Source organism: Pseudoxanthomonas sp. UTMC 1351 (assembly GCF_040948865.1).
In the GTDB taxonomy this organism is placed as follows: Bacteria; Pseudomonadota; Gammaproteobacteria; order Xanthomonadales; family Xanthomonadaceae; genus Pseudoxanthomonas_A.
This window is the reverse complement of sequence record NZ_JAVGJT010000030.1, coordinates 1-12,094: the sequence shown is the minus strand read 5'-3', so window position 1 is coordinate 12,094 and position 12,094 is coordinate 1. Positions and strand designations below refer to the sequence as shown.

The following is a 12,094-nucleotide window of genomic DNA, read 5'->3' as shown; positions in this document are numbered from 1 at the left end:
CGTTCCCATCAATCTCGACGTCATCCCAGCGAACGCTGGGATCTATTTTGATCTTGCCGTTGCCTTGCTAACAGTCCTGAGACAAAGAGCAGAGCAACAGCAAAATGGGTCCCAGCGTTCGCTGGGATGACGAGCAACAACAATAACGCCGCACTGCATTCAACCAAGCCACTCTTCACCACCGGAATCTCCACCCTCTCCCTCATGTCCGCTGTCAGCCCCGAAATCGCCGCCGACTTCCTGATCGAAGCTCAGGAAATCCTCGATCGCCTGGGGGAACAGCTGGTCACGCTGGAGCACGATCCGCGCGACAGCCAGCAACTCAACGCGGTGTTCCGCGGATTCCACACCCTGAAAGGCGGCGCCGGGTTCCTGGCGATCCATGCCATGGTCAATCTGTGCCACGCGGCCGAAGAGGCACTTGGCACCGTGCGCGCGGGCAAGGCAACGCTGGAACCGCATCACTTCGACGCCGCGCAGCAATCGCTGGATTATCTGCAGCGCATGTTGGACGCCGTGGCAGCGGGCGAAGAACCGCCGCACGCGCCTGCTTCGCTGATCGAGCAATTCGACGTGCACGTGGCGCCTGCGGCAAAAGCCGCCGCAATCACGCCCGCACCTGCCGCTGGTGCAAGCGATCTGATCGACGACGATGAATTCGAAGCGCTGCTGGACCAGCTGCAGGGCAACAGCGGCAAGCCCGCGGCACCGATCGCGGCGACGCGCTCCCCCTCCGGCGATCTGATCGACGACGACGAATTCGAAGCGCTGTTGGACCAACTGCATGGCGGCGCCGCACCCGGTGCGCAGACAGCGGTCACACCGCCCCCGCCCAGGCCAGCGGCACCGGCTACGCCGAGTACCGCGGCCAAGCCGGCCGCCCGCCCCACTGCCGAAGCCGAACAAACCATCCGCGTCGACACCAAGCGCCTCGATGCCATCGTCAATATGGTCGGCGAACTGGTGCTGTCGCGGAACCGTCTGAAAACCCTGCGCGCGCGTCTGCGCGATGAGGAACTGGACCGCGCCGTCAGCAGTTTGGATATCGCCACCGCCCGCCTGCAATCGGCGGTGATGCGTACCCGCATGCAGCCGGTGGGCAAAGTGTTCTCGCGCTTTCCCAAGGTGGCGCGCGACGTGGCGCGTACGCTGCATAAAGAAGTCGATCTGGAATTGGTGGGCGCCGAGACCGAACTCGACCGCAACCTGGTGGAGGCGCTGGCCGATCCGCTGGTGCACCTGGTGCGCAACGCGATCGACCACGGCATTGAACTCCCTGACCTGCGCGAGAACGCGGGCAAGCCGCGACAGGGCCACGTGCGTTTGTCGGCGCAACAGGAAGGCGATTTCGTCACCATCGAGATTCGCGACGACGGGGCCGGCATCGATCCCGAGCGCCTACGTGCCAAAGCGCTGGAAAAAGGCCTGATCGATCCCGAAGCAGCAGCGCGCCTGTCGCACGACGAATGCCTGCAATTGGTTTTCCTGGCCGGCTTCTCCACCAAGGCAGAAGTCACCGACATTTCTGGCCGCGGTGTCGGCATGGATGTGGTGCAGTCGCGCATCCGCGAACTCAGTGGCCAGATCCAGATCCATTCGGTGCTGGGCCGCGGCAGCCGTTTCGTCATCCGCGTACCGCTCACCCTGGCCATCCTGCCCACGCTGCTGGTGCAGGCTGGCGATCCCGTCTACGCGTTGCCGCTGGCGCGCGTGCTGGAGGTATTGCACGCACCGGCCGCCAGCTTGCGCTGGTTCGACGGACAAGCCGTGCTGGACCGCCACAACACGACGCTGCCTTTGGTCGATCTGCGTCGCTGGATGGGTGTGGATCCGGCCATCACGCCGCTGCTGACGGTCGTGGTGCTGCAAATGGGCGACCAGCGGTTCGGCCTGATCGTCGACCAAGTGCGCGGCCGCGAAGAAGTGGTGATCAAGCCCCTGCCACGCGCCGTGCGCGGCCTGCGCGGCTACGCCGGCGCCACGTTGATCGGCGACGGCCGCATGGCGCTGATCCTGGACGTGGATGGTTTGCGGGAAACGGCCGCCTAGCCGCAACGTTCGACGTAGGAGCGGCGTCCCGCCGCGAGCTCTTCCCGTCAGATCGCGATAGCGGCAAAAAGCTCGCGGCGGGACGCCGCTCCTACCGGCGTCCCGCCGCTCCTACGTCGGTTGTTGGCGATCCATCACTGTTCGGTGTGATCCGACCATCCCATCGCTCAAGACTGAACCACAACCGCCGATACCTACGTACATGGATATCTTCAGCATCATCGGAATCATCCTGGCGCTGCTGGCGCTGGTGGGTGGCAGCATCTTGAAGGGTGCCGGCGTTTCGTCGCTGTGGTCATCGGCGGCCTTCGTCATCGTGATCCTGGGCACCGTGGCCGCGATCATGGTTCACACGCCGCCGGCGGTGTTCAAACGCGCCGCGTCCATCGCGATGTGGGTATTCCGCCCGCCAAACAGCGATCGCGCATCGTTGATCAGCCAGATCGTCGAGTGGAGCAACATCGCGCGCAAGCAAGGGCTGTTGGGTCTGGAGCCTCTGGTCAACGAACAGAACGACGCCTTCCTGAAGAAAGGCCTGCAGATGCTGGTCGATGGCCTGGAACCGGAAGCGATCCGCCACATGCTGGAGATCGATCTGAGCGGCCAGGAACATCAAGACTTGGCGGCAGCAAAAGTCTTCGAGGCGATGGGCATCTACGCGCCCACCCTGGGCATCATCGGCGCCGTCTTCGGACTGATCGCCGTGATGAAGAACCTGGCCGACCCCAGCAAGCTGGGGCACGGCATTGCCGCGGCTTTCACCGCCACCATCTACGGCATCGCCTCGGCCAACTTGTTCTTCCTGCCCATGGCCAACAAGTTGAAGAGCGTCATCGGCGGCCGCACCCGCGAACGCGAAATGATCATCGAGGGCCTGATCGCCATTGCGCAGGGCGAAAACCCGCGCAACATCGAAGCCAAGCTTGCTGGTTTCCTGCACTGACGCGCGCGTGGTCTAGGCTATGGCACGCAAGAAACACCATGAAGAGCACGCCAATCACGAGGCATGGGCCATTCCCTACGCCGATCTGATGACGCTGCTATTGGCGTTCTTCGTGGTGATGTATGCCATCTCCACCGTCAATGAAGGCAAGTACCGGGTGATGGCCGATGCACTGACCGCCGCGTTCGGCGGCGCGCCGCGCACCATCAATCCAGTGCAGATCGGCAACAATCAGCTGCAAGGCGCGGACTTCGACCGCCCGTCACCCATCAAATCCGGCGCCAAGACGGGGCCATCGGCGCCCTCGCCCGCACCCAATGTCACCTTGCTGGCCGCCATGGCGTCGCAGATGAACATGAGCATGGACAGCAAGGGTCTGCAGAATGCGCAGAGGCAGCTGGAAACCATTGCCGCCGATCTGGAGCGCGCGCTTGAACCGCTGATCGACAAAAAGCTGGTGACCATAAAGCGTGCGGAGCTATGGCTGGAAGTGCAGATCAACAGCGACATCCTTTACCCCACCGGCTCGGCCACGCTGGAGCCCGACGCGCGCGACACGGTGTCCAAACTGGCCGAAGTGCTGGCTGAAGTTCCCAACGCCGTGCGCGTGGAAGGCTATACCGACGACCGGCCAATCAATACCTATCAGTTCCCTTCCAACTGGGAGCTGTCGGCGGCGCGTGCCGCCAGCGTTGTGCACCTGTTCGTGGGCGACGGCATTCCGCCGGAGCGGTTGGCGATGATCGGCTACGGCGAGTTCCGGCCCATCGCCGACAACGCCACGCTGGAAGGCCGCAACGCCAACCGCCGCGTGCTGTTGATCATCCTCGCCAGCCACGACAAGAGCGCAATGGCGCAGGAATTGCAGGCTCAGGATGAACCCCCAACACCGGAGCCCACGGTGATCAATTTACCGGCGATGCCGCAGCCCATATCCACGATTGCATCCGCCATTGCATCCGGCACGGCGCCGGCCCCCGACGTCCCTGAAGGAGTGAATTGATGCGTGTCTGGGCGATCGCCAACCAAAAAGGCGGCGTAGGCAAAACCACCACCACGCTGGCATTGGGGCGCGGCTTGGCCATGCGCGGCTCGCGCGTGCTGCTGATCGACCTGGATCCGCATGCATCGCTGACCCGCGCGTTCGGTGTTGCCAGCGAACCCCCGCCGTCCGGCGTACTGAATCTGTTCGACGACCCTTCCACCGAACTTGCGCGCGTTGTCCGGCCCAGCGAAATAGAACATCTGAGCTTCGTGGCCGCGCAGACCGCACTGGCCACGCTGGAACGCCGCAGCGCCACCCAGCCCGGACTGGGCCTGGCGCTTTCCAATGCGATATCGCGTAGCGGTACGGCGTACGACTACGTCTTGTTCGACTGTCCACCCACACTGGGACTGTTGATGGTCAATGCGCTGGCCGCGGCCGACCACCTCATCATTCCCACCCAGACCGAACCGCTGGCGTTGCACGGGCTCAACGGCATGTGCCGCACCGCCGACATGATCGAGCGTTCGCGCCGCCGCCCGTTGCCCGTATCCGTCCTGCCAACCTTGCATGACCGTCGTACCCGCACCGGCACCGACACGTTGAAGACCATGCAAAACCAGCATGGCGCACGAGTGTGGAACGATGCCATTCCCAACGACACCCGCATCTGCACGGTCGAAGCACTGACCGAAACAGCACCGGTCGGCCAGTATCCCGGCCGGGCGTTGTCGGCATACCGTCGCGCACTGGACTGGCTGCTGGACACCGAAAGCCGCCTGATGGAGCAGGCCGCATGAATTCCGGGCCGGCGCTGGACGACTATCTGATGGAGTTGCTGGGCGACGTGGGCGTCGTTACTACGCCACTGCGTCCGGCACCGGAGGCTGTTCTCGCGTTGCCAGTGCATTCCGATGAGGCCGTTCTCGTCCTTGATGCTCCCGTGGCTGGAAACGTCGAAGCTAGCGTCGTTGATGCAGCTACCGTGGCTTCAATCATTGAAGAAATGGAAAGAGAATTCGCTCTGCCTCCGGAAGCGATGACAGTGCCGGTGCCAGTGAAAGTGCCGGAACCGGAACCGATAGCCGAACCGGTCGCCAATATCCATGTCGCTGCTTCCATTGCGCCCCCCTCGCCAATGCCCGCGCCTGTCCTGCAGCCGACTTCCGCACCCCGTCTTCCTCCTTCCGGGTCTCCCGCCATGACCCTGCTTTCGCCTATTGCCACGCCCAGAGCTCTACCACCGCTACCTTCCAAACCCTTCCTGCAAACACCCATCGACAGCGGCGCGCGCCGCCGTGCAGCCGAGCCGACGACACGCTGGCTACGTATGCGCTGCGACGAACAGCACTACGCCCTCGAGCTGCTGAAGGTGCAGGAAGTGGTGCTGCCCGGCGCACTGCTGCCACTGCGGGGCGCCGCCAGGCACATGCTGGGCGTGATGAACCTGCGGGGCCAAGTGGTACCGGTACTCGACCTGGGGCTGTACCTGGGCCGCTGCGCCATTGAACCGGATGCGTCCACCCGCATCGTGGTACTGGAAGAACAAGGCGAAATCCTGGGCCTGCGCGTATCGGCCGTGGAAGACGTCACCAACCTCACCGAACAACAGATCGAACCCCCCGACAACGCCCGCGTCGGCCGCATTGCGAATCATCTGTTTCGCGGCGTGGCGCGGCTGCATGGACGCGCTGTGATCTTGCTGGATGCTTCGCAGTTGCTGAGGTGAAGCGGGGAATGGGAAGGAGAGCCGGGAACGGGGAACAGGGAACGGGGAATGAATTTTTCCGGTCGCCGGGAGTTGATGGACCTGCGGACGCCTCCCATTTCCTCTCCGCTGTTACATCGTTGATGAACGAATGATTCTCGTCTCCGGGACTGGGTTGCCTTTCCGCAACGGGATCTCTCATTCCCTGTTCCCTGTTCCCTGTTCCCTGTTCCCCGTTCCCGGCTCCTAATCCCCGTTCCCGCTTCTGCACAACCACCAACAGCCACCCTCAAGTCCGCCCCACCCCGGCCGATACCTCAAATGAGCCGCCCCTCCGGAGACATGATGAGCGCAGTGCCTTTGGGCGATGACCTTGGTATCGAGGCCGCCGCCGATCTCAAACAGAACCTGGCACCGCACTTGGCGCAGCCGCAGCCGTTGCTGCTGGATGCGGGCAAGGTGCAGCGGGTGCATACCGCCAGCCTGCAGGTGTTGTGCACCTTCGTGCGCGACCGCCAGCGGGCCGGGCACAGTACTGGTTTTGCCGACATCAGCCACGCCTTCCGCGATGCCGCCCGCCTGCTGGGGCTGACCGTGCAACTGGGGCTGCCCCAGTCCAACGACGCGACTAACAACAACAAAGAACACAAAGTGGAGAACGCCGCATGAGTGCACGTATTCTGGTGGTGGACGATTCGGCGTCGATGCGCCAAATGGTCGCCTTTGCCCTGACTTCGGCCGGTTTTTCGGTGGACGAAGCAGAAGACGGACAAGTCGCACTGGGACGCGCGCAAGGCCAGCGGTTCAATGCCGTGGTCACCGACGTCAACATGCCCAACATGGACGGCATCTCGCTGATCCGTGCGCTGCGTGCCCTGCCCGACTACAAGTTCACCCCCATGCTGATGCTGACCACCGAGTCGGCCGCGGACAAGAAGTCCGAAGGCAAAGCCGCCGGCGCGACCGGTTGGCTGGTGAAGCCGTTCAATCCCGAACAGCTGGTCGCCACCATCCAGAAAGTCCTGGGCTGAGCTCCACCTCTCCGCCCGCTCCGACAGCCACGACACGAGTTCCGCAGCGATGAACATCGACATGCAGCGTTTTCATGCCACCTTCTTCGAGGAAAGCCGCGAAGGGCTGGAAGCGATGGAAGCGGGTTTGTTGTCGCTGGAGCAAGGCAGCCGTGAAAGCGACCTGATCAATTCGATCTTCCGCGCGGCGCATTCCATCAAGGGTGGCTCGGCGACATTCGGCTTTGAAGCCATCGCCGGCCTGACCCACGTGCTGGAAACGCTGCTGGACGAACTGCGTGCCGGCCAGCGTGAAGTCAGCGCGCCGGCCATCGATGCCATGCTGGCATCAGTGGACGTATTGCGCAGCCTGTTGGCCGAAGCCGAACACGGGCAGCCCGCCGATCCGGGTGCGGTGGAAGCCGTGCGCGCGCGTTTGAATGCGGTGCTATCCGGACAGGAAATCACCACCGCCGTTGCGCAGACGGATAAAAATCCGGCTGACGATCTTCCGGAGGGCTGGCGCATCGGCTTCACGCCGGCACCTTCGCTATTCATGAGCGGCAACGATCCATTGCGCATCCTGCGTGAGCTGGAACATCTGGCGCCACTGGAAGTCGCCTGCCGGCTGGACCGCCTGCCCGGCTTCGCGCAGATGGATCCATTGGAAGCCTATCTGGCCTGGGATCTGGGACTGATCGGCAAGGTGCCGCGCAGTGCCGTCGACGATGCGTTCGCCTGGGTGGTGGATGATTGCGAACTCGAGATTCAACCGATTGAGCGCCAGGCTGCCGCTGCGGTGGCCGCGCCCGTCACTGCCACGGCCGCACCAGCGGTTGCCACCAGCAATGCCGCACCACCGGCCGCCAACGACGCCGCCGAAAGCTCGATCCGCGTCAGCGTCGACAAGATCGATGGCCTGATCAATCTGGTCGGCGAACTGGTGATCACCCAGGCCATGCTGAAACAGGTGTCCGGCGTACTGGATCCGGCACAGTGCGAACGCTTGTTCGCCGGCTTGGATCTGCTGGAGCGCAACACCCGCGACCTGCAGGAAGCAGTGATCGGCGTGCGCATGCTGCCGGTTGACGCCGTATTCCGTCGCTTCCCGCGGCTTGTGCGCGATCTCTCCGCGCGCCTGGGCAAGCAAGTGCGCCTGCGAACGATCGGCGAAGGCACCGAGTTGGACAAAGGCCTGATCGAACGCATCGCCGATCCGCTGGTTCACCTGGTACGCAACTCCATCGACCACGGTCTGGAACTGCCCGAAGCGCGCCGCGAAGCCGGCAAGGACGAGACCGGCACGATCACGCTGGCTGCCTCGCACCAGGGCGGCCACATCGTGATCGAAGTCAGCGACGACGGCCGCGGCCTGAACCGCGAGCGCATCCTCGCCAAGGCATTGGAGCGCGGCCTGCACGTGCCCGAAAACCCGACCGACGCACAGATCTGGGACCTGATCTTCCAGCCCGGATTCTCCACCGCCGAAGCGGTGACCGATCTTTCCGGCCGCGGTGTCGGCATGGATGTGGTCCGCCGTAACATCCAGGCGTTGGGCGGCGAAGTGCAGTTGGAAAGCGCCGCCGGCGCCGGCACCCGCGTGGTGATCCGCTTGCCGCTGACGCTGGCTATTCTCGATGGCATGGCGGTATCGGTTGGCGAGGAAACCCTGATCCTCCCGCTGTCCTACGTACTGGAAGCATTGCAGCCGCAGGCTGAAGACGTCCGCACGCTCGCCGGCGAAGGCCGCGTTTTGCGCGTACGCGGGGAATATCTGCCGATGGTGTCGCTGAGCGAGTACTACACCTATGGCGAGCGACGCACAGCCGATTCGCTGGTGGTCGTGGTGGAAGGCGATGGCCAGAAACTTGCATTGGAAGTGGACGAACTCATCGGCCAACAGCAGGTTGTCGTCAAGAACATCGAAAACAACTACCGCCGCATCGACGGCATATCCGGCGCCACCATTTTGGGCGATGGACGCGTGGCACTGATCGTCGACATCGGCGGCCTGGTGCGCTCGCTGCGCGTTCCGCAAGCGGCTTGATTGGAGTTGGGAAGCTTTTCCCTTCTCCCTCCGGGAGAAGGTGCCCGAAGAGCCTGCCCCGTACTTGATACGGGGGCGGATGAGGGAATGGCAATGATTCACTAGCCAGCTTTCCTACAAGCGGAAACTCCATTCCCTCATCCGTCGCTGCGCGCCACCTTCTCCCGGAGGGAGAAGGAAAAAAACAGCCATGGAGGCCGCCCGCAGAAAGTGCTCGTCCGTACCGTAGGAATTCACCATGAAGTCGCTGTCCCTTCTCGCTCTCGCTCTGCTGGCCGTGCATGCACCGGCCCAGGCACAAGACAAACCTGCCGCCAGCCAAGCCACGTTGTGGCCGCCGAAACTGACCTCCGCCAACGGCACGGAATTGGCCCTCACCGGCAACCTTGCCTACGATTCCAATGATTTTTCCGGTGCCGGCTACGGCGCGTCCACCGCATTGCACGACGACGATGCGTGGCGTCGCCAGGAAGTCGGCGTCACGCTCAAGCGCAAGGGCTACTACGACTTTGGTGCGACCTTCGACTTCCAGGCCAAGACGTGGCTGGACGTGGCGTTACGCTTGGAAACCAAGGCGCTGTTCGGCCGCGATCTGGGCAAAATGCGTGTCGGCCAGATGAAACTCCCGCTCGGCTTCGAAGGCAATACCGCGACCCGCAACGCCAGCTTCATGGAGAACTCGCTACCGACGCAGGCGTTCTACCAAGGCCGGCGCGGTGGCGTCGATTGGGCGTTCGAACGTCCCGCCTATATCACCAACGTGGGTTATTTCTTCGAATCGGATCTGCAAGGCAACAACAAAGGCGACACCGTGGCCGCGCGGGCTGCATGGACGCCGATGAAAGAAGCCACGCGCGTTCTGCACCTGGGCGTTTCCGCGTCGCAGGAAAATCCGGACAGCGAAATCAATGGGCGCGGCGTGGAAGTGTTCCCCAGCGTCCGCTGGCGCGCTAAGCCGGAAGCCGCGCTCACCGGCGTTCGATTGGTCGACTCTGGCAACCTGAGCCGCGTGGACAACATCCGCCGCACCGGCCTGGAAGTGCTCTGGATCGACGGTCCGTGGTCAGTGCAAGGCGAATACCTGCGGCAGAAGACCGAACGCGAGCTGGGCCTGCCTTCGTACTCGGCCGATGGCGGCTATATCTTCGGAAGCTGGTTGGTCACCGGCGAATCGCGCGTCTACAGCGGTGGCAACGTGGCCAATCCGAAACCGGCCGGCAAATACGGCGCGGTCGAACTGCTGGCGCGCTACAGCCGCATCGACCTGGACAGCGACGGCATCGCCGCCGGCCGCCAGCAGGACTGGACGTTGGGCGCCAACTGGTACCTCAACCGCTACTTCAAGTTCCAGGCCAATCATGTGTGGGTCGACGCCGAACGCGGCGCGTTCTCCGCCTCGCCGCGCGTTTTTGAGTTGCGGGCGCAGTTGAGTTTTTGATTCGATTGCGGCTGTAGATCGGCCCAGCGCGGCCGACCGCACGTGACGGCGGCTATGCGCGGAAACTCTAAACCAACAGATTCGTCATCCCGGCGTAGGCCGGGACCCAGTGCCTGGCTCCAGATAGCGAAAAGTCGCTGGGTCCCGACGTTCGCCGGGATGACGACATCGCAGATGATGAGTTCGTAAGCGAGCTTTGAGCTTCCTCTCCCGCTATAAAACAGCGGCCACTGTCCAGCCGCAAACGCTTGCCACGCAGCCCTCGACCGCTCATCAGGTAAATGCAATTACTTTTTGACAGCCAGATATCAAGTTTGCTAGCGCGCCGCCGTTACTTCGTTGGCAGACAACGCATTACCGCCCAGCCGGAAAGCCTCCTTCCTGCCGGCGCCCGCAGCGTCCGCCATGGCCGTGCACCGTCCGCACGGCAATTCACTGCATTACCGGAGATCTCCCGATGAAATGGTTCCAAAACATCTCCATCGCCAGAAAGCTGGCCGTGGCTTTCACCATCACCTCGCTGATGACCATCGGCCTGGGAACGTATGCGTTGGCACAGATGAGCGCCTCCAACAAGCTGGCGGTGGAAATCCAGACGGTCTGGTTCCCCGCGGTGGAACAACTCGGTGAGATACGCGCACAGTTGGGCGAATTGCGCACCTTCGAGCTGGCGCAGATCGCGCGTGCGGATGAGCCGGAGGCGGTGGAGGACTATTTCAAGCGCATGCAGAAATCGCGCGATGCAGTCACCCAAGCGCAGGCCATCTATGAACGCTCCACGGCCGCAGGCCGGGAAGCCGCGTTCTACGCCGAGGTCAAGAAGCACCTGGCGCGCTATTACGACGCCAACACCCGCATGGGTGACGCCATCCGCGCTGGCGATGTCGCCACTGCCCAGAAAATTTCCGATGACGAATCGCGCCCCACGCGCCGTGAACTGTTCGCCAAACTGATCGAATTGACCCAGTACAACGCAGACCAGTTGAACAAGGAGCTGAAGCTTTCCAACGACAGCTATAAACGCGCGGTCACTGGGATGATCGTCAGCCTGGTGCTGCTGACTTCCATCGCCGTGCTGGCAGGCTGGTTCATTGCCCGCGCTATCTCGCGCCCGCTGTTGCAGGCAACCCGGGTCGCTGGCGCCATCGCTACCGGCAAGTTGGATAACACAATCGTAAATAGTGGCCGCGACGAAACCGGCCAGCTGCTGGAAAGCATGCAGCAGATGCAATCGCGCCTGCAGGCGGTCTCCGCCGCGCAGATGGAAATGGCTACGCGCCATGATGCCGGCGAGATCAGCTACCGCATGGACGAAACCGCGTTCCCCGGCGACTACGGCCGCATGGTACGCGACACCAACGCACTGGTCGCCTCCCATATCGCAGTGAAAATGCGCCTGGTTGAGATCATGCAGCGCTACGCCATTGGCGATTTGTCGGTCGATATGGATCGTCTGCCGGGCGAAAAAGCCGCACTGACGGAAGCGATGGACGCCACCAAGAGCAATCTGTCGGCGATCAACGCCGAGATCAAGCGGCTGACCGAAGCGGCGGTGGCGGGCGACTTCTCCGTGCGCGGCGACGCCGAACGCTACCAGTACGATTTCCACGTGATGGTCGAAGGCCTGAACCGCCTGATGGAAACCACCGACGAGAACCTGAGCGAAACCTCCGGCCTGTTGCAGGCCATCGCCCGCGGTGACCTGACAGCGCGCATGGATGGCGATTTCCACGGCGTGTTCGCCCGTATGCGCGATGACGCCAACGCCACCGTGGCGCAGCTGACCGACATTGTTGGACGCATCCAGGGTGCGTCGGTGTCCATCAACACCGCCGCCGGCGAAATCGCCTCCGGCAATACCGATCTGTCTCGCCGTACCGAACAACAAGCCGCCAACCTGGAAGAAACCGCCGC

Annotated in this window: 8 protein-coding genes and 2 pseudogenes; all 10 read left to right on the top strand. The window is 63.1% G+C overall.

The window, feature by feature from the left end; translation table 11 throughout:
- Positions 1–204 precede the first annotated feature (204 nt).
- On the top strand, positions 205–2,049 hold the full coding sequence (locus AB6O04_RS17195; protein ID WP_368565437.1) for a chemotaxis protein CheA: 1,845 nt from the start codon (positions 205–207) through the stop codon (positions 2,047–2,049).
- Between the two features lie 202 nt (positions 2,050–2,251).
- Positions 2,252–2,992, top strand: a complete 741-nt coding sequence (locus AB6O04_RS17190; RefSeq protein ID WP_368565435.1) for a flagellar motor protein — start codon at positions 2,252–2,254, stop codon at positions 2,990–2,992.
- A gap of 19 nt (positions 2,993–3,011) precedes the next feature.
- A pseudogene (gene motD, locus AB6O04_RS17185) lies at positions 3,012–3,824 on the top strand (flagellar motor protein MotD); the annotation flags it as partial.
- Between the two features lie 170 nt (positions 3,825–3,994).
- The gene (locus AB6O04_RS17180) at positions 3,995–4,777 is read left to right on the top strand and encodes a ParA family protein (protein ID WP_368565434.1); all 783 of its coding nucleotides are present in this window, start codon (positions 3,995–3,997) and stop codon (positions 4,775–4,777) included.
- Between the two features lie 323 nt (positions 4,778–5,100).
- Positions 5,101–5,706, top strand: a pseudogene (locus AB6O04_RS17175) (chemotaxis protein CheW); the annotation flags it as partial.
- 324 nt (positions 5,707–6,030) lie between these two features.
- Positions 6,031–6,354: an STAS domain-containing protein gene (locus AB6O04_RS17170; RefSeq protein WP_368565433.1), complete on the top strand. Its 324-nt coding sequence runs from the start codon at positions 6,031–6,033 to the stop codon at positions 6,352–6,354.
- A complete protein-coding gene (locus tag AB6O04_RS17165; RefSeq protein ID WP_337345004.1) occupies positions 6,351–6,716 on the top strand; it encodes a response regulator in 366 nt (121 codons plus the stop codon). The genes AB6O04_RS17170 and AB6O04_RS17165 overlap by 4 nt, the downstream gene beginning before the upstream one ends.
- A 49-nt stretch (positions 6,717–6,765) precedes the next feature.
- A complete protein-coding gene (locus AB6O04_RS17160; RefSeq protein WP_368565432.1) occupies positions 6,766–8,742 on the top strand; it encodes a chemotaxis protein CheA in 1,977 nt (658 codons plus the stop codon).
- Positions 8,743–8,980: 238 nt separating this feature from the next.
- The gene (locus AB6O04_RS17155; protein ID WP_368565431.1) at positions 8,981–10,180 is read left to right on the top strand and encodes an OprO/OprP family phosphate-selective porin; all 1,200 of its coding nucleotides are present in this window, start codon (positions 8,981–8,983) and stop codon (positions 10,178–10,180) included.
- A gap of 457 nt (positions 10,181–10,637) precedes the next feature.
- The coding region (locus AB6O04_RS17150) for an MCP four helix bundle domain-containing protein (protein WP_368565430.1) at positions 10,638–12,094 on the top strand (1,457 nt) is incomplete at its 3' end.